This is a genomic window from Alcanivorax sp. HI0044 (assembly GCF_001634945.1).
In genome coordinates this window covers 1-19,961 of record NZ_LWEZ01001184.1, presented here as the reverse complement: position 1 = coordinate 19,961, position 19,961 = coordinate 1, and the positions used below count along the sequence as shown (strand labels likewise).

The window sequence follows — 19,961 nt, the reverse complement described above, 5'->3', positions numbered from 1 at the left end:
CGTCATGATGTAGTGGCACACTCAGGCACTGGCGCTGGCTGCCCGGGCCTTTCGGCCGAAAAGTCAGCTCCCGGCAAGCGCCCAGATTGTAGGACGCCACCCAAGGTGTATGGCCCAGCTCCGGTTCGTTATCGCTGTGATAACCCATGCAGTCGTCACCATTACGGTACAGATTGGCCAGCACACTGTTAAAGGTTTTTCCGGTCACTTGCTCGACAGCTGTCTTGATCGGTAATAGTGCAGTAGGCCAGCCCGCTGCCGTGTGCGTATGCCCGGAATAGCGATAGCGCAGCCCGGCATTGCCATGCCAGGCGGTTAACCGCGGGACTGGGTGCTGCCGCCCATACACGGTAACCTTGGGTTGTTGCCAATCCAGAGTCTGGCTTAACGTAGCCAGCAGTCGGTCTGCTTGGGGTGGCCCCATCAAACCCGCCCAGTGATGCAGCTGCGCATTGCTACTGAGGTCGATAAGGGAAGCAGTTTGCCGAGCCTGAGGCCCGGTTGTCGGTAAACACATAACGGCTCTATAAAGATTGCCGGCCGCTGCCGGCGAGGATGATCAGGGAAACATCATGCTGCATATCTTTCGAATCGAAAATGGTGTCCTGCGCGAAAAGGATGTGGACACCATCATGCCGTCCCTGGCAGAAGACGGCAGCTGGATCGACCTGGTTGATGCCGAGGAAGACGAGCGGAACCTGGTCCAGCAATTTCTCCAGGCGGAACTGCCCGATTCCGACGACATGGAAGAAATTGAAGCCTCGGCCCGCTTTTTCAGTGATGAGCAGGGGCTCCACGTTCACTCCCTGTTCCTGTTCCAGTCGGAAGGTCGGGCCCGGACTTCCACGGTGGCCTTTGTGGTACAGGAAGGGCGGCTGCTCTCGTTCCGCGATTCCCGGTTGCCGGATTTCCGCTTGCTGCGCCTGCGTGTGCGGCGGGGCTGGGTCAAGGTATCGCAACCCCTGGACATCCTGCTGAGTATTCTCGACCAGAAAGTGGAAAATCTGGCGGATGCCCTGGAAGACGTGCACCGGGACCTGGAAAAAGTCGGCTATAGCGTGCTTGAAGAAGAAAACGGGGAGCTGGAAGAGGACATTGAACGCCTGGCACAGCTGGAAGATACCAACGGGAAAATCCGCCTGTGTCTGATGGATACCCAGCGATCCATCTCGTTTATTCAGCGCTATGTGCGATCGGACAAGGTGCGCCGGCGTACCTGTGCGGAAATCCAGCATGACCTGGATACCCTGCTGTCACACACGACTTTCCTGTTCGACAAGATCAACTTCCTGATGGATGCAGCCCAGGGCTTCATCAATATCCAGCAGAATCAGATCATCAAGATCTTTTCCATCGCGGCGGTGGTGTTCCTGCCGCCCACCATGATTGCCAGCATTTACGGAATGAACTTCGAGGTCATGCCGGAGCTGGATTTCCGCTTTGGGTACCCCATGGCCATTGGGCTGATGGTGCTGTCCGGCATGGCGCCGTACTGGTATTTCAAACGAAAGGGCTGGTTATAGCGGGTGGCCTGATCTTTGGTGAAAGGCGGCGTCGGGCGTCAGGATTGCAACGCCCAGCCACTCGCCGTTTCAGATGCCTTGCCTTCTGCGGCCAGCTTGATCAGATGAGCACTTAACGAAAGCTGTGCCACTCCGTGCAAAAAGGCTGGCACATCGTCATATACCGCCGTCACCAGTGTTGCCAATGGTTGCGCCGTTGCCGTCAGGCAGTCGACTACCTTGTCTTCTCGTTTCTGCCGGTGGGCCAGGGTTTGTGAAAGGGTGTCTTCCGGTTGGCTGATGACATCGCCATGACCTGGAGCCATCAGGGTAATGCCCCGATTTTGCAGTTTTCTCAGCGAAGCAAAGTACGCCTGCATGGAGCCAGAAGGGGGGGCGATCACTACCGTGGAGCCCTGGATCAAGTGGTCGCCGGTGAATAGCAAACCCTGTTCGCTCAGGTAGCAAAGATGGTTTCCCACATGGCCCGGGGTCTCAATGGCTGTCAGGCTGACACCGCCACAATTCACCGTATCGCCTTCAGTTAACAGGCGGTCCGCATGCCAGCTTTCATCCTGCAGCCCATCATCTGGCACAGAAGGTCCCAGGCAGCGAGCACCGGTGGCGGCCACCAGGGCCAGTGCGCCGGGAGAGTGATCGCGGTGAGTGTGAGTCACGATGACCTGAGTAATCGGCTTATCCAGCGCGCGTGCGGCCTGCAATAATGCCTGCAGGTGCTCTTGATCCTCCGGGCCGGGGTCAATAACGGTAAGGCTGTCCCTGCCAAACAAATAACTGTTGGTGCCTGGCCCGGTCATCATGCCCGGGTTGCGCGCCAGTACCCGCCAGGCGTGGTCGCCGATGGGGGTGAGCTGGCCGGGAATCAGTGATGCCATAATGACTCCTGGGAGTTTGGAAGCCGCATTGTGACGATTCATGTCAGATCATGCCAGCCCGGTCTTGCGTGCCTTATTCCGCTTCCGGGTAGGCCAGTTTTTCCACCACCCTCAGTTGCCAGCGATCCACCCGCGTTTTTTCCTCCGGGTGACGGCTGACAACCGCAAATTGATATTCACTGCCGCGGGGCAGATACATCTGCAGGGTAATGGGCTGCTGATAAATGACCTGACAATCATCCGCTGACCGGCAATGCAGCGCCTGTGCCTGCAGGGAGAGTGCGGCTATATCCTGCTTGCCTTCATTGCGAACCGTGCCGCTAAGCCGCACGCCGGATTCCGAGTCACGAATTTCCGAAAGGGCCAGTTCCACTCCCTTGGGTGGCAAATATACCTGATCATCCTTGCCGCCTTTCCAGACACCGATGGCCAGCACGATCAATCCGGCCAGCACCAGACTGGCGATCAGCAAAAACGGACGCCGGCCCCACTGCCAGCTCCCCCATAACAGGGCAGAGACCGCGATAACCACAGTTAATACAAGCAATAGGCGCATTTATCCTCCACAGATGCAGACCTGACCTATCCTGATTCATATAATCCCAGCAGGCATATGTAAAGGAGAAGGGCATGTTGATTGTTGTCTCGCCGGCAAAAACGCTGGATTACGAGAGTGAATTACCGGCACTGAAAGCCACGCAACCCCGCTTGCTTGACGATAGCGAGGTGCTGATTGAGCGTGCACGCCAGCTTTCGCCGGCAGATATCAGCAGCCTGATGGGTGTCAGTGACAAAATCGCCCATCTGAATGCAGAGCGTTTTTCCTTGTGGGCTCGCCCCTTCAACAAGAAAAATGCCCGCCCGGCGGCGTTTGCTTTCAAAGGCGATGTGTATACCGGCCTGGACATCGAATCGTTCACAGACAACCAGCTCAACGATGCCCAGTCGCGATTCCGCATGCTCTCCGGCTTGTATGGGGTGCTGCGCCCACTGGACCTGATGCAGCCTTATCGGCTGGAAATGGGCACACGACTGGATAACGTTCGCGGCAAGGATTTGTATGCCTTCTGGGGCAGCACCATTACCGACTTGCTGAACAAGGACATGAAGGCGGCCAAAACCGATACCCTGGTGAATCTGGCGTCCAACGAGTACTTCAAATCGGTGAAGAAGAAGGACGTTGCCGGCACCATCATTGAGCCCGTTTTTCAGGACGAAAAAAACGGCAAGTACAAGGTTATCAGTTTTTATGCCAAGAAGGCGCGCGGCCTGATGGCGGCCTGGATTATCAGAAAAGGATTGAAGGATCCGGGCAAGCTGAAACAATTTGATGTGGCGGGCTACCGCTATTGTCAGGCGGAATCCACAACATTGAAGCCGGTGTTTCGCAGGGCGCCTGACAGGCTTGGGCGATGACGCAGGCAGCGCCGGCGTCATCGTTTTCATGTGCTCAGTGCTTCTTGTTGTCTTCGAATTCACTCTTGGCGGCGAGAAAACCGGTTTTCAGACCATCCCAGGCGATTTCAAGCCCGGCTTTGATGTCATCCCAGGCGTCATCGCCATGGGATTCCAGCCGCTCCAGTTTTTCCTCGAACTCGCTGCGCCGGCCTTTCATTTCGTTGAGCTTTTCCCGGGCCTCATCGCGCCATTCATCACGCAAATCGTTCAGCCGTGCCGACAGCCGATCCAGCTGGTAGTCCCAATCCTCAAGCTGCTGACGGGCGCGGGCGGTAAAATCCTTTTTATCTGACATCATGGAGCCTCTCTAGTGTGAGTGTCATTGGTCATCGTCATTGTTGATCCAGGGCGACTGGAAGTCCTCCGGTTTGATCACCAGTACGTCCGCGTTAACGCGAGTAATCACGGACTCTGCCGTGGAGCCGAGCAGCAGCCGCTCTGGCAGGTTGCGGTGCACGGTACCCAGCACCAGCAGGTCTACGTCTTCCCTGTCGCAATAGCTGGCCAAGCTGTGGGCAATGGGGCCATTCAGGGTGATCAGCTGGCTTTTATCCAGCCCCTGGGCGGCCCCGAACTTAAAGAAATTATCGCGATGGAAGGCGCGCACTTTTTCCATGCTGCCGGTGTAGTCCGGAATAGCTTCGCCCGCTACCATAATCAGGCCTTCATCCATTTCATCGAGCACGTGGCAGGCGGTGAGCTCAGCACCAAGCAGAGCGGCCTGCTGACGCGCAGCTTCCAGCACCCGCACAGAGAGCCGGTCATCGGAGGCTTCCCCGGTGCCCGGATCCAGCGCGGCAAGAATGCGAGGGGAGGCATTCCACTCCCTGCTATGCACGCAAAGCACCGGGCAGGGCGCCTTGCGAATTAATTGCCAGTCCCTTGGGGTAAAGAGGTGGCGGCGAAGGGCACTGTCGTCGCTGGTATGTACCACCACCAGTGACGGAGTCAGCGCCAGTATGGCCTTGCGCAACCCATCCATGCTGTCTTTTTCCCAAAGAACACGGATCTCGCCTGCATCTTCACCCAGCAGTGCGGCGACGCGTTTGTGCCAGGCTTTACTGATCTGTTGCTGGGCCGCCTGCTGGCGTTCGGCATCCAGGCCAACGGCACGCACCATAGCGGAAGAATACGCATTGACGATGACTTGGAGCGGCGCCCCGGCCGCAGCCGCGATGCGCTGCGCTTTGTTCAGGGCGGGCTGGGCGGCCTTCAGATTACGGTCAAGAATCGCGACGACAGGTTTTGTCACTCTGTGAGCTCCAAAGCGGGATCGTGGTTCTGGCCGCACAGGCGGGCACGATCAAGAATTTCAATATCGCGGCCGGTAACGCGAAGCCATTGCTGTTGCTGGAAACGGGTAAAAATACGGCTTACGGTTTCCACGGCCATGCCGAGGTAATTGGCGATGTCGTAGCGGGACATGGGCAGGCGAAAACAATGATCGCTCAGCCCGCGGCGCTGGTGCCTGGCAGACAGTGACAGCAACAGGGAGGCTACACGGTCATCCGCACTTTTCTTGCCAAGCAGCATGTGCAACTCCCGATCCGCCCGAATTTCATTGCTCATCAAACGGAAGAAATGATGTTGCAGAGAGGGAATCTGCTGGGACAGCGTTTCGAGTTGCGAGAAGGGAATCTCGCACACCGTGGCGGTCTCCAGGGCTTTGGCATTGGAAACATGGTGCGCGGTACTGATGCCATCCATGCCCAGTACCTCGCCGGGCAGGTAAAACCCGGTGACCTGTTCCTCTCCGTCATCGCTGACCACATAGGTTTTCAGGGCGCCAGAGCGCACGGCATATACAGAATCAAATCCGTCGGTGGCGCGAAACAGGTGCTCGCCGCGTTTCAGTGGGCGGCCTCGGTGGATAATACGGTCCAGCTGGTCCAGTTGTGCCGGGGCCACTGCCAGGGGCAGGCAAATGGGGCTGAGGCTGCAGTCGTTGCAGGAAACATGATGAGACACGGTCAGACTCCGGTTGATCGCTGCGTAAAGCGTCACTCTTAGAGTATAGAGTGAAAATAGTAGAATAAAGGTCAAATAATCCGGCTAAACCGGGTTTGCTGCTGTTTCCGGGTGTAGCGGTCAAAGGGCATCACCAGAGCCCGGCTAACCAGGCGACCGCTGTCGGTGATATGCAGCCGATCCTTTTCCATGGCCACTAATCCCTGCGCCTCAAATGCCACCCATTCAGACAGGGCATCCGCAAAATAATCCGGGAAATCAATCCCCCAGGTTTCGCTGAATACGGACATGTCCACGGACAGGTCGCACAGTAACTGAATAATCAGCGCCCGACGGATCTGGTCGTCGCGATTGAGAATGAAGCCTTTTTCAATCGGCAGACGGCGCTGCGACAAGTCGCGGCCCCAGCCATCCAGCGTCTTGTGGTTCTGGACATATAAATTGCCGAGCTGGCTGATCGCACTCACGCCGAGCCCCAAAAGGTCTGCGTCGCCATGCAGGGTGTAGCCCTGGAAATTGCGATGCAGCAGGCCGTTTTTCTGTGCCACGGACAGGCTGTCGTTTTCCAGCGCAAAATGGTCCATGCCGATATATCGGTAGCCTTGCTCCTGAAGCATTTTTCCGGCACGGGTCAGCATGCCGAGCTTCTCTTCCGGGCCGGGCAGGGCTTGCTCCTGGATCTGACGCTGAACCTTGAACCGTGAAGGCAGGTGGGCATAGTTGTACAAGGAGATACGATCTGGCCGAAGTGGCAGCAGCCGCTCCAGCGTGCGTGCCAGACTCGATTCAGACTGCCAGGGCAGGCCGTAAATCAGATCGGTATTGATAGAGCGAAAACCAAAGTCACGGCTCCATGCCATGGTATCGCGGATCAGCTCATAGGGCTGGACACGATTGACCGCTTTCTGCACACGCGGATCCAGATCCTGCACACCCAGGCTGACGCGATTAAAACCGAGCCCACGCAGCAATCCCAGCCGGGATTGATCCACGGTGCGCGGATCGATCTCTATGGCATAGTCACTGCGTTCGTCATCGCGCAAATTGAAGTGGCGAGCCAGGTCGTATACCAGCTCGGTGAGCTGTCCGTCATCGAGAAAGGTGGGGGTTCCGCCGCCCCAGTGCATCTGTGTCACCGGCCGTCGCTTGTCGACTCGCGTGGCCTTGCGTTTGATTTCGCGTTTCAACAGTTGCAGATACTCCGCCCCTCGCGCCTTGTTGGCAGTGACAATGCGATTGCAGGCACAGTAATAGCAGACGCTGTCACAGAAAGGGATGTGCATGTATAGCGACAAAGGCCGGCGAGCCACATTGCCTTCATCCAGTGCCAGCCAGAAGTCTTCTTCACTGATGTCGTCGTGAAAACTGGTGGCCGGCGGATACGATGTGTAGCGCGGGCCGGGGCCGCCGTACTGCCGAATGAGTGATGTATTCCAGCGAATCATGGACGCCTCCTGCGGCCGCACATCAGTGTGAGGCTGATTATCCTCCTGCCGGCGCGGCGCTATTTGATCCAGATCAAGGGTGGGCGTGATGCTGGTGCGTATTGTGCCTTTGTACATCATGTTCGGCGGCAGAATGAGAGGGCATGGCGTGTGCACCATGGCTATGCTGCATCATGCTCATGGCTTGCCAGAAGAACACCAGCGCGAGACACAAGGTGAGGACGCCGGCCAGAACGGGCCAGGCGCCGCGGCGAAAACGCTGTAGTTGCGACGCCAGCACCCCGGTGGTTGCGACTGGCACCACCGTAATGACACCAAAGCAGAGCATAACCAACGCCCCCGCCAGGGCCGAACCTGCAGTGGCCGCTAGTGCCAAGGCGGTATAGATCAGTCCGCAGGGCAGAAACCCCCACAGCGCCCCCAGCCCCAGGGCTTTTGCCGGGTGGTCAACGGGCATCAACTTGCGGGTAACCGGTTGCAGTCGCCGCCACAGACGCTGACCAATTCTCTCCACGCGCTGAAGCAGTCCACCGCGGCCGAGCAGGTACGTGCTGAGCAACAACATCAACAGGCCGGACAGTATCAGCCCAACCGCCATGGAGGGGCCGGGAAGTTGTGCCAGGAAGGTGCCGCCAAGCAGGCCCGCCAATGCACCCAGGGCGCAGTAGGTGCCGACGCGGCCCAGCCCGAATAACAGCTGCCACCCCCACAGGGCCACCCCCTGACGCCGGGCTTCCGGGATGGAAAAGGTCAGCGCGCTGCTGATGCCTCCGCACATGCCAATGCAATGGACGGAGCCGGCACTGGCGATCAGGGCGGCACTGGCAATCAGGGAGGCAAGGGCTTCAATGGTCATCGCGAGGGCTCGATGGTGAATCCTGGGTGCTATCTGTTTTATCTGAACTGTCAGCGTGGTGCGGTTCTTTTGGCGCCTGTGTTCTAGCCTGCTTGCGCTGCTCCCTGTCTTCGAACACAACTCGCCAGGCCGCGTTATCCAGATCATCAAATTGATCCTTGCGCAGCGCCCAGAAGAGGGCAGCAATGGCTCCAGCCAGGAACAACAAGGCTAGCGGTATCAGCAGGAAGACAATTTCCATCGAGTCACCCGGGTGGCGTTGAATGTGACCAGAAGCGAGCTGGCTGACATGCCCAGCGCTGCGGCCCAGGGCGGCAGCAAACCACTGACAGCAAACGGGACGGCAAGGATATTGTAAAGCAATGCCCAGGCCAGATTTTGCCGGATGGTGCGCTGACAAAGCCGGGAAAGGCGAGGTAGGGCAGGAACCGCGTTGAGCGTGTCATGAAGTAGGAACAGTCCAGCCGCCCGCTGGGCCAGACTGGTCGCATTTCCAGTCGCAACGGAGACCGAGGCGGCGACCATGGCCTGGGCATCATTGATGCCGTCACCGATCATCATTTGCGGCGCACTGCTTTCCAGTTGCTCGAGCCATGCGGCTTTATCAGCAGGCTTTTGCTGGTAGCGCCGCTCACGGATTTCCAGCTGATCGGCGACTGCGTTCACCGCCTGGGCATTGTCACCACTGGCCAGTCGCGAGGTGATACCAAGGCCTGTCAGGGCTTTCACCACGGCGCTTGCCTCTGTGCGAACTGGGTCCTGCAGCCATACGTAAAGCCGTACTTCATTATCGCAAAGCAGCTGCAGGCAGGTTGTGCCGGGGCGCGCCTGATCCGGCGCACCGGTGATACGCCATGTATTACCCAGCAGCATGCCAGTGACTCCCGTATGGTCGGCATGAAGCGCCGTGACACCGGGGTGGCGGGAATATTGCTGAAAGGGCTTTGCCAGCGGGTGCGGATTATTCCACTCCAGTGCGGCGGCAATCGCCAACAGATCCTGCTCCGGCGTCGTGCTGTTGGCTGCCTTTGTATCGACAATACGAAACTGGCCAGCGGTGAGCGTGCCGGTTTTATCAAACAGCACACCTTTCACCGCGGTGCAGCGCAGAAGCTGCCGGGGTGAGGCAACCAGGATGCCTTCGCGCAATGCGGTGCCCAGTGTCGATGACAGGGTCAGGGGGACAGCAAGAGCCAGCGCGCAAGGGCAGGTCACCACCAGTACTGCCAGGGTATGTTCAAACGCCAGGGCAGCGCCGGCGGGCCAGTGCCAGATAAAGGTCGTTGCGGCCAGCAACAGAATGCCGCCGGTAAACAGCGGCGCGATGCGCTGCCAGTCCCTGACCACTTCCACGCGTTCGTGCTGGGCGTGCTCCACCTGCTCAGCGATTTTTGCCACCAGGCTGGAGGATGCAGGCCCCGAGGCTTCCAGCACGATATTGCCTTCCACCAGTCGGCTGCCGGCATGGACCGGATCATTAATGCCATGGCTTACCGGCAAAGGCTCGCCATTCAGTGCCGATTCGTCGAAAGCACCGCGGCCTTCGATAAGGATCCCATCCACCGGAATAATGTCACCCTGTATTAGCTGCAGGCGATCTCCTTTGGCCACCTGGCGGGCGCTGATCCAGTGCGCTATCTGCTGCCCATCAAGGCGGCGTACGGCCTGGGGCAGGGTATCGCTGACTCGCCGGTAAGCTTGCTGGATCGTCATGCGCTGACGCTGCTCCAACCAGCGACTGGCCAGCAAGAAGAACACAAACATGGCAGCGGAATCGAAATAGACGTGCCTGCCTCCGGTGGCCATCATCACCAGGCTGCCGGCCCAGGCCAGCAGCAGTGCCAGTGCGATGGGCGCATCCATGGTCAGGCGTGCCTGCTTGAGGCCGCGCCAGGCTCCCTGGAAAAACGGCAAACCGGAGTAGAACACCACCGGCGTGGCCACGGCGAAACTGGCCAGCCGGAACACCCATTCGTAAAGCGCGTCTTTGCCGTCGAACACGCCGATATACAGGGCGGTGGAGTACATCATGGCCTGCATGGCGCCCAGCCCGGCCAGTGCCAACCGGCCCAGCAATTGCTTATGCGCACGTTGTTCGTCGGTCCGGGCGCGAGGGTCGCCGGGCAGAGTCACCGTGTAGCCCAGTGCCTGAATCCGTTGTACGGTCTGGCTGGCCTCAGCTTGGCCGCTGTAGTCCACGGTCAGTGTCATGCTGGCCAGGTTGACGCTGCTGCGCCGCACGCCGGGCTGTTGGCTCACCGTTTTTTCGATCAACCAGCTGCAGGCGGCACAGGTTAGCCCACCCAGCTGCAGTTTCAGGCGTTGGCCATCAGCAAGGCTGGTGAGGTGCGGGGCGATCAATTCCGGCACAGAAAAAAGCGCGCAATCCAGCGCTTGGCGCTGATCGTCAGGCTGTGGCGCGGCATCCTGGCGCATCTGGTAGTAGTCATCCAGGCCCAAGCCATAAATGGTTTCTATGGCGGCGGCGCATCCCGGGCAGCAGGCATCACGGGGGCCGTCAGGCGTTTGCGCGGGGAAGGCGCCGGCGGGAGCCGGGTTACTGCAATGCCAGCAGGCAGAAGTCATGGTGTGGCGGTTTTCCCCAGGATCAGGTTGTCGCCTTGCGCCATGACAGTCTGATGCAGGCGCCAGTGATCGCCGGAGGCGGTCACCGTGGCGGCACGGCGACCATCATGGGGCAGGGTGCCGTCGCTGCGGTACAGGGCGCCTTCAATATGTTCCAGGGCAAGGGTGACATCCCGTTCCGGGAGCGTCGGGTGGCGCAGGGAGACGTTCAGGGTGTCGGGCATGGGAATGCCCGCCTCGCTGCTAAGGCGCGCCTGAATGCCAGCGCCCACCTGGCCCAGTTCAAGGCGAATACCCAGGCGCGCCGCAAGACGCTCCTGCTCCACGGAGCGGTTGATGGCTCGCCCCTCCTTGTACCATTCGTCTACCACGGGCGTGTCGGCATTAACGATGGCGATATACAGCAGCGTTAGGCCGCCGACTACCGATGTGGCGGGCAGCAGGATTGCCAGCCATAAAAAAGGGTAGCGGTACCAGGGAAGCTCATCGCCCTGGGGCAATGAATCGGGATTCATGGCGTTTCTCCAGGTCAGGATCATCCAGTGCCGTTACCGTAAACCAGATCGGCGCGGATTCCATTTCCACCTCATAAGGGTCATAGCTCACTGTCACCGGCAAAGACAGTTTCTTGCCGCCGTCGAGGGTGAATTCAGTGCGGTTCTTCATGCGCAGGCCATCCGGACCTTTCATGGTGAGCACATACCGGTGGCTGTGCTGGCCCTTGTTCTGAATTTCCAGCCGATAGATGTTTTCCACTTCGCCACTGCTGGCGGTGCGGTAGAGCTGATTCCGGTCTCGAATCACATCGACCTGCAGTGGCACACGGCTGTACAAGGTGCCCATAAACAGGCTGCCCATGATGATGAGGATGGCGCCATAGCCGATGAGTCGGGGGCGCAGAATGCGAGTCTTAAAGCCTTCCAGGGCGTTTTCGGTGGTGTAGCGAATCAGCCCGGGTGGCTTGCCGATATGATCCATGACGTCGTCACAGGCGTCCACGCAGGCCGCGCAGGTAATGCATTCATACTGCAGCCCATCACGAATATCGATGCCAGTGGGGCAGACCTGAACACACATGCCGCAGTCGATGCAGTCGCCTTTTTCCACTACCGTATCTTCCTGCTGGCGTTTTTTGGCACCACGGCCACGGGGTTCGCCGCGTTGTTCGTCGTAAGACACGATCAGCGTGTCGCGGTCGAACATGACGCTCTGGAAACGGGCGTAGGGGCACATGTAGAGACATACCTGTTCGCGCATGAACCCGGCGTTGCCGTAGGTCGCCACTGTGAAGAAGCCCACCCAGAAGAGCTCCCAGCCACCCCAGCTGAAGCTGAGCAAGCGGGTGGTCAAATCCGTAATCGGGGAAAAGTAACCGACAAAGGTAATGCCGGTAAGCAAGGCAAGCATCAGCCAGAGCACATGCTTGCTGCCACGGCGCATGATCTTGGTTGCCGTCCAGGGGGCACTGTCCATCTTTATACGGCTGTGGCGATCACCTTCACACCAGAACTCGATCCACTGAAAGAAGCGGGTCCAGGTGGTCTGCGGGCAGACGTAGCCACAATAGACGCGGCCCGCCAGCACGGTAACAAAGAACAGGGCAAATGCGGCCAGGATCAGGATCCAGGACAGCAACAGAAAGTCCTGGGGCCAGAAGCTGGCACCAAAAATACGGAACTGACGCCCCGGCAAATCAAACAGAACCGCCTGCTGGCCGTCCCAGCGCACCCAGGGCAGGATCATGTAAAGGCCCATGGTCGCCAGAATGGTGACGTCGCGGATAAACTGGAAACGTCCGGAAACGGATTTAACCTGAATGCGCTCGCGCTTGCTGTACAAGCTCACGCTGCCGCCATCGGTGGCATCCGTGACCTTGATGCGCTTGGGGTCCGACATACTACTCTCCGCTAACACCTTTGCGCCGCCGGCATCCCTTCACTGCTACGAATGATGGGCGGTGGCACCTTGCCTGTAGAAACCAGGGCTGCCCCGCGGATTACTCCGCGGTGTCAGCGTTCCGGGACAGGCTGTACACATAGGCTGCGATTACATGAATGCGCTCTTTGCTGAGCAGGTTTTCATGGGCCGGCATGTGGCCCGCGCGGCCGTGGCGAATGGTGTATTCGATATCTTCCACGCGGGGGCCGTAAAGCCAGGTGGTATCGGTCAGATCCGGCGCCCCCATCATGATATTCCCCTTGGCGTCCTGCCCGTGGCAGGCAGCGCACATGGCGAACTTGGGTTTGGCCCGCTCAATCGCTGCGGCCTTCTGGCTGTCCTTGACCCGGCCTGGTCGGCTCAGGCTTTGCACATACAGCGCCATGTCCCGTACTGCTTCATCGGTGTTGCCGATGGCTGCGGCCATGGGGGGCATGGCTGCCTTGCGCCCTTTGGTGATGGAGGTGACGATCTGATCCGGCTCGCCACCGTACAGCCAGTCGTCATCGGTCAGGTTGGGGTAGCCCTTGGCGCCACGGGCATCGGAGCCATGGCAAATGGCGCAGTTGTTCGCGAACAGGCGACCCCCTACTGCCAGCGCTTCCGGGTATTCCACCAGCTCCTCGATGGCGACTTGCCCATATTGCTCGAACAGCGGGCCAGTGCTTTTTTCCATCACGGCCACTTCTTTCTGATACTGGTTATCGCTGGTCCAGCCCAGCACCCCGTCGAACTTCCCGAAGCCGGGGTACAGCACCAGATACACGGCAGAGAAAATCAGCGTGCCGATAAACAGGAACAGCCACCAGCGGGGCAGGGGAGCGTTGCGCTCCTGAATGCCGTCGAAGCTGTGGCCCGTGGTCTCCTTGGCGGCTTCCTCTGCAGAAATCTGGTTATTCCACAGCAGCAGGCCGCCGCAACCCAGCAGGTTGATAACGACGATGACGATAATGAACCAACTCCAGAAGTCACTCATTGCTCGTCCCCCTTATCAAGGTTCCCGGCTGTTCGCTCGTCCGCATCCAGCGCGATATAGCCGAGCTTTTCGTAATCTTTTTTGCGACTGGGGCGATACACCCACGCCGCCATGGCAACAAATGCCAGGAAGAACACCAGGGTAAACAGGGCGTGATAGCTCATTGCACAGCCTCCTTGCGTTCCTGACCCAGCGACAGCAGGTAGGCCACCAGTGCATCTTCTTCCGTGGCGTTAGCCCACTCGCCGTTGACCTTGCTCATCTGCTCGGCGATGTCTTCATCGGTATAGGGAACACCAAAGGCATTCTTGAATACCGACAATTTGCGCTCGGTCAGATCCCAATCCACCGGGGTTTCCTGCAGCCAGGGGTAAGCCGGCATGTTGGATTCGGGCACCACCTGGCGTGGATCGCGCAGGTGCTCGCGGTGCCATTGCTCGGTGATGGGTCGCAGGCCCACCCGGGCCAGATCTGGCCCGGTGCGCTTGGAGCCCCACAGGAAGGGATGCTCCCACACATCTTCACCGGCCACGGAATAGGCCCCGAAGCGTTCGGTTTCAGCGCGCAGCGGCCGCACCATCTGGGTATGGCAGACATGGCAGCCTTCGCGGATGTAAATATCCCGGCCTTCCATCTCCAGGGCGGTGTAGGGCTCCAGGGTTTCCAGCGGCTCGGTGGTCGCTTTCTGCCAGAACAGCGGCACGATCTCTGCGAGCCCCCCGAAACTGACGGCGATCAGTGTCAGCACAATCATGAGGCCGACATTCTTTTCTACTACTTCATGAGCGTTAGACATGTCGTTCTCCTCAGTCAGCCTGCTGCACGTTGTCTTCACCGCGGCAGTCGCGTTCGGCACGGACGGTTTTATAGACATTGACGGCCATCAGGATCATGCCGCTGAGGAAGATGATCCCGCCCAGCAAACGAATGATGTAGAACGGATGCCGCTCGACCAGCTCCTGCACGAAGTTGTAGGTGAGGGTGCCGTCGGTGTTCACCGCGCGCCACATGAGCCCCTGCATAATGCCGGACACCCACATGGAGGCGATGTAGAGAACCGTACCAATGGTGCTGAGCCAGAAGTGGGTGTTGATCCAGGAGATGGAGTACATTTGTTTGCGCTCGAACAGGCGCGGCACCATCACATAGGTGGCCCCGATGGTGATCATGGCAACCCAGCCCAGGGCGCCGGCGTGTACGTGGCCGATGGTCCAGTCGGTGTTATGGCTGAGCGCATTCACTGTCTTGATGGCCATCATCGGGCCTTCGAACGTGCTCATGCCGTAGAAGGACAGCGCCACAATCATAAAGCGGATGATCGGGTCGGTGCGCAGCTTATGCCAGGCCCCGGAAAGGGTCATCATGCCGTTGATCATGCCGCCCCAGCTGGGCGCCAGCAGCACGATGGAGAACACCATGCCCAGGGATTGAGCCCAGTCGGGCAGGGAGGAGTAGTGCAGGTGGTGCGGCCCGGCCCACATGTAAACCGCGATCAGGGCCCAGAAATGCACAATGGAAAGGCGGTAGGAATACACCGGCCGTTGGGCCTGAACGGGCACGTAGTAGTACATCATGCCCAGGAAGCCGGCAGTCAGGAAAAAGCCCACCGCGTTATGGCCGTACCACCACTGCACCATGGCATCGATGGCGCCGCTATAGGCGGAGTAGGACTTCATCAGGGAAACCGGTACTGCCAGGTTGTTCACCACATGCAGCAACGCGATGGCAATGATAAAGGCACCGTAGAACCAGTTGGCCACATAAATGTGCGAGGTCCTGCGCTTGGCGATGGTGGCAAAGAATACGGCCGCATAGGCCAGCCAGACCAGCGTGATCAGGATGTCGATGGGCCATTCCAACTCGGCGTATTCCTTGGTGGAGGTAAAGCCCAGGGGGAGCGTAATGGCAGCGGCGACAATCACCACCTGCCAGCCCCAGAAGCTGAATGCCGCCAGTTTGGGAAATGCCAGGACCGCGCTACAGGTGCGCTGGACCACATAGTAGGAGGTGCCCATGAGGGCTGAGCCGCCGAAGGCAAAAATGACCGCATTGGTGTGTAGGGGGCGCAAACGCCCGAAGCTTAACCAGGGGATATTGAAGTTCAGGGCAGGCCAGGCGAGTTGGGCGGCGATAAACACCCCCACCGCCATACCCACGATCCCCCAAACCACAGACATAACTGTGAATTGCCGAACAACCTTGTAGTTGTAATCTGGCGAAGCAACAGCATTTTCCATGTGCGTTTCCTTCCGATTTTTGTGCGAGCTGACTGTAACAGGCACAAACGCGGTCCTTTTTGATGCAGATCAAGTGGCGCTGTCGGTTGCTCACGCCTTGATCGGCAAGCCTGGGCGTCCGCACCCCAATTGCGGGCAATAGCCGCAAATGCTGTACGGGAATATCGCTATACTATTTCGGACTAAGTGAAATAGCGATAGCGATACGGCACATCCAGGCAGGACATTTTGCCCCACCCCTTTTGCGTCCAAATGCACACTCTCTTTGTGGGCAATTTAGGGGGTGAGGTCAACGGAAAGCGGGGATATTTTTGAATCTACGCAGAAGAATTGCGGGACAGGCCAAAAATCAGCGCCGTCAGGCAAGCCAGGAAAGTAACAGTGACGATGGCGGTGCCGAGCAAGCCGAACAGCACGATGGCACCAACCCCGCGATATAACTCCGTCCCTTCACCGGGGATCAGCACCAACGGGGCAAGGCCGCAAACCGTGGTGATGGTGGTCATGGCAATGGGCCTCAGTCTCGATGCCACCGCATCGCTGACCGCCTGCGCAGCAATGCTGCCGGCACGCATGTTCAGGGTGGCTTCGTGAACAATCAGGATAGGGTTGTTCACCACCGTGCCCATCAGAATCAGGAAGCCCAACATGGTAATCATGTCGAAAGGCTGACTGATACCAGCGGCATTTATCAGCGCGAGGCCCAGCAAACCGCTGGCAATGCCCAGTGGGATGGTGGTCATGATCAGCAGTGGGTAGCCCCAGTGTTTGAAAATGGCGACCAGCAGCAAATACACCAGCAGCAGGGCGACCACATAGTTACCGCTGAGCGATTGTTGTGTTGCCTGCAGCTGGTCGCTGGCGCCGGACAGGCTAATGCTGATGGTGTCCGGAATGGCCCCGTTGTCACGCAGCCGCTGGACCATGGTGCGCACCAGGGCCACGCCGCTTTCCAACGGCACTGACCGGGGCGGAATGATATTCAGCGTCACCGTGCGGCGGCCATTAACCCGGCGAACCACACTGGTATCCACGGTTTCCTGAAGGTCAGCCAGAGACGATAGCGGCACAGTGGCGCCAATAGGGGTATGTACCGGCAGGCCGGGCAAGGTGGTCAGAGACGGCGAGCTGCCAGTACGGTCGCTATAGGCGTAGATATCCACCTTGTCGTCACCAAGGAAGAATTCATCCAGGAAGGCGCCATCGGTGAGCGCCGCCACGGTATAGCCCAAATCACGGGTGGAGAAACGCACCTCCGCCGCGCGGCTCCAGATGGGGCGGACTTCAATCAGTGGCTGGGCCAGCGACAGACTGGCGGGCTGGGACTGGATGCGCGGATTGTCGAAGACAGTTTTCGCTTCCCGATACAGCGTTCTGGCCACATCATAAATCTCAGCCAGATCCTTGCCCGCCACATCCAGCGTCACGCTGCGGGTGCCGCCATCGTTGCTGGAAATGATCGAGCCGCGTGCCGCGAAGGCACGCATACCCGGGTATTGCCGGTAAACTTGGGTAATCCCGTCCATCATCGGTTCCATATGGGCCGGGTCCATGGGTTCAGCGATGATGCGCAGGTTCTCGGCGCTGACGCCCAGGTTCATGTACTTGAGTGGCGGCATGGACAGTTCGCCGCGGTCATAGGCCTGCGGGTCCTGGCCTACCAACGGCAACAGTTCTGCTTCCACTTCGTCAGCAATCGCGGCCATGGTCTCCAGATTGTAGCCGGGCGGGGCGTTCATGCTGGCAAAGGTCTTGGGCTCTTCACCCTCGGGCAGATATTCCGCTGGCGGGGTCAGGAACACCACAATGGCGGTGGCAATTGCCAGCGTAATGCCCAGGGTGGCAAGTTGGCGCGGGCGGGTGGCTAATAACTGTGTGGCCCAGCGATTGATCGCTCGCATCCACCGGCTGTGTTCACCGTCATGATCCATCACGGCGGAGAAATCCAGCCGGGCGGAGAGGGTGGGGATCACCGTCATTGCCACCAGCATGGAGACCAGAATCGAAGCGGAAACGGCAATGGCAATATCGGAGTACAGTTGCCCGGCTTCTTCCTGAATAAACACCACCGGAAGAAATACCAGCACCGTGGTCATGGTGGAGGCAAACACCGCCGGCCACACTTTCTGGATACCGCTCACCGCTGAGCGGATTCGATCAAGCCCTTTGCGCCGCTCCATTTCGATGCTTTCCAGCACTACAATCGAGTTATCCAGGGTCATGCCGATAGCGAAAGCAATGCCCGCCATGGAGATGACATTGATGGTTCGTCCGGCCAGCAACAGCCCCAGGAAAGCAGCGATGGTACAGATGGGAATACCAATCACGCCTACCGCAGTAATGCGTACCGAGCGCAGAAACAAAAACATGACCAGGGTGGCGAAGAGGGCGCCGATGCCGAGATTGATCCACACGTTGGCCACCGAGGCCTCCACGTAACGCACGTCGTCGGACATTAGCGACATGTCCATGCCGGCCGGTTCCAGCACCTCCTTTTTAATCAGGTCGACCTGCTCCAGCATTCCCTGCTTGATGTCGATTACGTTGGAGCCGGTTTCCCGGCGGACTGCCAGCATGATCACCGGATTGCCGTTAAAGCGGGATATCTGCCGCACGGGGAAGTGATCCATGACCACGGTGGCCACATCCTGCAAGCGCACCAGTGAGTCACCCTGGCGCTGCAAAATCAAATCGTTGAGATCATCCAGATTTTCGAAACGGCCCACGGTGCGAAGCAGGTAGCGCCGCTTTCCACTATCTACTTCACCGCCGGAAATATCCTGATTGCGTTCGCGAAGGGCATCGCGCACATCCACTACGGTCAGCCCGAACTGGGCCAAAGCCTGGGCATCGAGCAGCACCTGAATCTGCCGTTCAGCACCGCCACGCATTTCCACCATGGAAACGCCTTGCACGCTTTCCATGCGCGGGCGAACTTCATCGTCAATAAAGTCACGCATCATGTCCATGTCCAGGCCGCGGGGGTTGCCGGCCTGCGGGTAGACACTGAAATACATGAAGGAATTGCTGGAGAACGAAGAGGAGAGAATTTGTGGTTGGTCCACCGTATCCGGGTAGGCGGGGACCTGGCTGAGCGCGTTGTTCACCCGGATCAACGCATCGGTAATATCCACGCCAAAGGGGAATTCCAGCTCGATCTCCGCTTCGCCGCTGTAGGCGGTAGCGGTGAGGCGACGCAGATTGGGTAGATTGCGCAGGTATTCTTCCTGCTCAATCAAAATTTCCTTTTCCACATCTTGGGGCGTGGCGCCGGACCAGCGTGTTAGCACGCTGATGGTGCGCACTTCCAGATCCGGGATCATCTGCACAGGAATACGCAGCGCGGCAAGCACGCCGAGCAGGGTGATGATCAGCACGATCACCGTCATCAGGGTGCCGTTACGAACAATCCGTTCAAACATCAGCGGGTCACCTGAACACGATCACCGTCTCGCAACCCTTCGTTTCCACGGATTACCACCTGATCGCCCTTGCTGAGGCCTTCCAAAACGATTACCGGATCGGATTGCCCCGATCGCACCTTGATGGCGCGCCGCTGGGCGACTGCCTTATCGTCATCCGTGACCACAACCCACACCGACACATTACCCTGAACATCGCGGAGCAGGGCATCGCGGGGCACCACCGGCTCCGCATTCGGGGCCTGAATGGCCAGGTTGCCGAATACGGCCATGCCCGGGGTTAGATCTTTCGAATTCAGGCTTGCCCGCAGGGTGAATGTTCGGGCGGCCGGGTCATTCACCGGCACAATAGCCGTTATCTTCGCGGCCATGGTCCGTTCGCCGGCTGCCTGGGTTTGGGTGCCTGCCTTTTCCTGACGAATCGTAAGCGGGGTGCCTGTATTGATCTGGGAGTAATAACGCTGAGGCACCGCGAAATCTGCATGCAGAGAACCTGTACCCACCAACTCAAGCACTGGCGTACCGGGCACCACCCATTCGCCCACCTCGGTCAGCTTGGCGCTGATAACCCCCGGAAACGGCGCTTTCAGAGTGTGGCGCTGAAGCAACGCTTGCTGGCGGCCCACCTCGGCCTGACTGGCCGCCAGAGCCGCCTTGCTGGCCTCCACCTGGGATTC

At 58.9% G+C, this 19,961-nt stretch carries 20 protein-coding genes; 2 read left to right on the top strand and 18 right to left on the bottom strand.

What is annotated here, in order from left to right:
- On the bottom strand, window positions 1-424 hold a 424-nt coding region (locus A3730_RS15795; RefSeq protein ID WP_231883975.1), incomplete at its 3' end, for an alpha-ketoglutarate-dependent dioxygenase AlkB.
- Window positions 425-572: 148 nt separating this feature from the next.
- On the opposite strand from A3730_RS15795, the gene corA reads away from it, so the two are divergent.
- Window positions 573-1,523: a magnesium/cobalt transporter CorA gene (gene corA / locus A3730_RS15790; protein WP_063519410.1), complete on the top strand. Its 951-nt coding sequence runs from the start codon at window positions 573-575 to the stop codon at window positions 1,521-1,523.
- A gap of 38 nt (window positions 1,524-1,561) precedes the next feature.
- Here corA and A3730_RS15785 read toward each other — a convergent pair whose 3' ends face one another.
- On the bottom strand, window positions 1,562-2,398 hold the full coding sequence (locus A3730_RS15785) for an MBL fold metallo-hydrolase (RefSeq protein ID WP_063519411.1): 837 nt from the start codon (window positions 2,396-2,398) through the stop codon (window positions 1,562-1,564).
- A 73-nt stretch (window positions 2,399-2,471) separates the two neighbouring features.
- Window positions 2,472-2,954, bottom strand: coding sequence for a hypothetical protein (locus A3730_RS15780; RefSeq protein ID WP_063519412.1), 483 nt, complete (start codon window positions 2,952-2,954; stop codon window positions 2,472-2,474).
- A 74-nt stretch (window positions 2,955-3,028) separates the two neighbouring features.
- On the opposite strand from A3730_RS15780, the gene yaaA reads away from it, so the two are divergent.
- On the top strand, window positions 3,029-3,814 hold the full coding sequence (gene yaaA, locus A3730_RS15775) for a peroxide stress protein YaaA (protein WP_063519413.1): 786 nt from the start codon (window positions 3,029-3,031) through the stop codon (window positions 3,812-3,814).
- Window positions 3,815-3,848: 34 nt separating this feature from the next.
- Here the strand turns inward: yaaA and A3730_RS15770 are convergent, their stop codons facing one another.
- The 15 genes from A3730_RS15770 to A3730_RS15700 all read right to left on the bottom strand — a co-directional run.
- A complete protein-coding gene (locus tag A3730_RS15770) occupies window positions 3,849-4,154 on the bottom strand; it encodes a hypothetical protein (RefSeq protein WP_007149397.1) in 306 nt (101 codons plus the stop codon).
- Window positions 4,155-4,175: 21 nt separating this feature from the next.
- Complete coding sequence (locus tag A3730_RS15765) at window positions 4,176-5,108, bottom strand: universal stress protein (RefSeq protein ID WP_063519414.1); 933 nt, start codon at window positions 5,106-5,108, stop codon at window positions 4,176-4,178.
- Entirely contained in the window at window positions 5,105-5,860 is a 756-nt protein-coding gene (gene fnr / locus A3730_RS15760; protein ID WP_304439504.1) for a fumarate/nitrate reduction transcriptional regulator Fnr, read from the bottom strand. Before fnr ends, A3730_RS15765 begins: the two co-directional genes overlap by 4 nt.
- Window positions 5,861-5,895: 35 nt before the next feature.
- The gene (gene hemN, locus A3730_RS15755; protein ID WP_063538417.1) at window positions 5,896-7,269 is read right to left on the bottom strand and encodes an oxygen-independent coproporphyrinogen III oxidase; all 1,374 of its coding nucleotides are present in this window, start codon (window positions 7,267-7,269) and stop codon (window positions 5,896-5,898) included.
- 73 nt (window positions 7,270-7,342) lie between these two features.
- On the bottom strand, window positions 7,343-8,125 hold the full coding sequence (locus tag A3730_RS15750; protein WP_063520861.1) for a sulfite exporter TauE/SafE family protein: 783 nt from the start codon (window positions 8,123-8,125) through the stop codon (window positions 7,343-7,345).
- Window positions 8,115-8,366 (bottom strand): cbb3-type cytochrome oxidase assembly protein CcoS, encoded by a 252-nt coding sequence (ccoS, locus tag A3730_RS15745; RefSeq protein WP_063520860.1) that lies wholly within the window; start codon window positions 8,364-8,366, stop codon window positions 8,115-8,117. Before ccoS ends, A3730_RS15750 begins: the two co-directional genes overlap by 11 nt.
- Window positions 8,345-10,711, bottom strand: coding sequence for a heavy metal translocating P-type ATPase (locus A3730_RS15740; RefSeq protein ID WP_063538415.1), 2,367 nt, complete (start codon window positions 10,709-10,711; stop codon window positions 8,345-8,347). The genes ccoS and A3730_RS15740 overlap by 22 nt, the downstream gene beginning before the upstream one ends.
- Window positions 10,708-11,226, bottom strand: coding sequence for a FixH family protein (locus A3730_RS15735; protein WP_063521474.1), 519 nt, complete (start codon window positions 11,224-11,226; stop codon window positions 10,708-10,710). The genes A3730_RS15740 and A3730_RS15735 overlap by 4 nt, the downstream gene beginning before the upstream one ends.
- On the bottom strand, window positions 11,195-12,607 hold the full coding sequence (gene ccoG, locus A3730_RS15730; protein WP_063521473.1) for a cytochrome c oxidase accessory protein CcoG: 1,413 nt from the start codon (window positions 12,605-12,607) through the stop codon (window positions 11,195-11,197). Before ccoG ends, A3730_RS15735 begins: the two co-directional genes overlap by 32 nt.
- A 100-nt stretch (window positions 12,608-12,707) precedes the next feature.
- Entirely contained in the window at window positions 12,708-13,625 is a 918-nt protein-coding gene (ccoP, locus tag A3730_RS15725; protein WP_063521375.1) for a cytochrome-c oxidase, cbb3-type subunit III, read from the bottom strand.
- Entirely contained in the window at window positions 13,622-13,789 is a 168-nt protein-coding gene (locus tag A3730_RS15720; protein WP_063521376.1) for a CcoQ/FixQ family Cbb3-type cytochrome c oxidase assembly chaperone, read from the bottom strand. The genes ccoP and A3730_RS15720 overlap by 4 nt, the downstream gene beginning before the upstream one ends.
- Complete coding sequence (gene ccoO, locus A3730_RS15715) at window positions 13,786-14,421, bottom strand: cytochrome-c oxidase, cbb3-type subunit II (RefSeq protein ID WP_063521377.1); 636 nt, start codon at window positions 14,419-14,421, stop codon at window positions 13,786-13,788. Before ccoO ends, A3730_RS15720 begins: the two co-directional genes overlap by 4 nt.
- A gap of 10 nt (window positions 14,422-14,431) precedes the next feature.
- Entirely contained in the window at window positions 14,432-15,862 is a 1,431-nt protein-coding gene (gene ccoN / locus A3730_RS15710) for a cytochrome-c oxidase, cbb3-type subunit I (RefSeq protein ID WP_063538413.1), read from the bottom strand.
- 317 nt (window positions 15,863-16,179) lie between these two features.
- Window positions 16,180-19,284, bottom strand: a complete 3,105-nt coding sequence (locus A3730_RS15705; RefSeq protein WP_063521548.1) for an efflux RND transporter permease subunit — start codon at window positions 19,282-19,284, stop codon at window positions 16,180-16,182.
- On the bottom strand, window positions 19,284-19,961 hold a 678-nt coding region (locus tag A3730_RS15700; RefSeq protein WP_063538411.1), incomplete at its 5' end, for an efflux RND transporter periplasmic adaptor subunit. The genes A3730_RS15700 and A3730_RS15705, both read right to left, overlap by 1 nt.

What these genes read in the sequence shown, in the direction of transcription:
- A3730_RS15780 (WP_063519412.1), bottom strand. Translation starts at nt 2,954, where the DNA reads ATGCGCCTATTGCTTGTATTAACTGTGGTTATCGCGGTCTCTGCCCTG.
- ccoG (WP_063521473.1), bottom strand. Translation starts at nt 12,607, where the DNA reads ATGTCGGACCCCAAGCGCATCAAGGTCACGGATGCCACCGATGGCGGC.
- A3730_RS15770 (WP_007149397.1), bottom strand. Translation starts at nt 4,154, where the DNA reads ATGATGTCAGATAAAAAGGATTTTACCGCCCGCGCCCGTCAGCAGCTT.
- hemN (WP_063538417.1), bottom strand. Translation starts at nt 7,269, where the DNA reads ATGATTCGCTGGAATACATCACTCATTCGGCAGTACGGCGGCCCCGGC.
- A3730_RS15735 (WP_063521474.1), bottom strand. Translation starts at nt 11,226, where the DNA reads ATGAATCCCGATTCATTGCCCCAGGGCGATGAGCTTCCCTGGTACCGC.
- corA (WP_063519410.1), top strand. Translation starts at nt 573, where the DNA reads ATGCTGCATATCTTTCGAATCGAAAATGGTGTCCTGCGCGAAAAGGAT.
- yaaA (WP_063519413.1), top strand. Translation starts at nt 3,029, where the DNA reads ATGTTGATTGTTGTCTCGCCGGCAAAAACGCTGGATTACGAGAGTGAA.
- A3730_RS15750 (WP_063520861.1), bottom strand. Translation starts at nt 8,125, where the DNA reads ATGACCATTGAAGCCCTTGCCTCCCTGATTGCCAGTGCCGCCCTGATC.
- ccoO (WP_063521377.1), bottom strand. Translation starts at nt 14,421, where the DNA reads ATGTCTAACGCTCATGAAGTAGTAGAAAAGAATGTCGGCCTCATGATT.
- A3730_RS15785 (WP_063519411.1), bottom strand. Translation starts at nt 2,398, where the DNA reads ATGGCATCACTGATTCCCGGCCAGCTCACCCCCATCGGCGACCACGCC.
- A3730_RS15705 (WP_063521548.1), bottom strand. Translation starts at nt 19,284, where the DNA reads ATGTTTGAACGGATTGTTCGTAACGGCACCCTGATGACGGTGATCGTG.
- A3730_RS15740 (WP_063538415.1), bottom strand. Translation starts at nt 10,711, where the DNA reads ATGACTTCTGCCTGCTGGCATTGCAGTAACCCGGCTCCCGCCGGCGCC.
- ccoP (WP_063521375.1), bottom strand. Translation starts at nt 13,625, where the DNA reads ATGAGTGACTTCTGGAGTTGGTTCATTATCGTCATCGTCGTTATCAAC.
- A3730_RS15720 (WP_063521376.1), bottom strand. Translation starts at nt 13,789, where the DNA reads ATGAGCTATCACGCCCTGTTTACCCTGGTGTTCTTCCTGGCATTTGTT.
- ccoS (WP_063520860.1), bottom strand. Translation starts at nt 8,366, where the DNA reads ATGGAAATTGTCTTCCTGCTGATACCGCTAGCCTTGTTGTTCCTGGCT.
- ccoN (WP_063538413.1), bottom strand. Translation starts at nt 15,862, where the DNA reads ATGGAAAATGCTGTTGCTTCGCCAGATTACAACTACAAGGTTGTTCGG.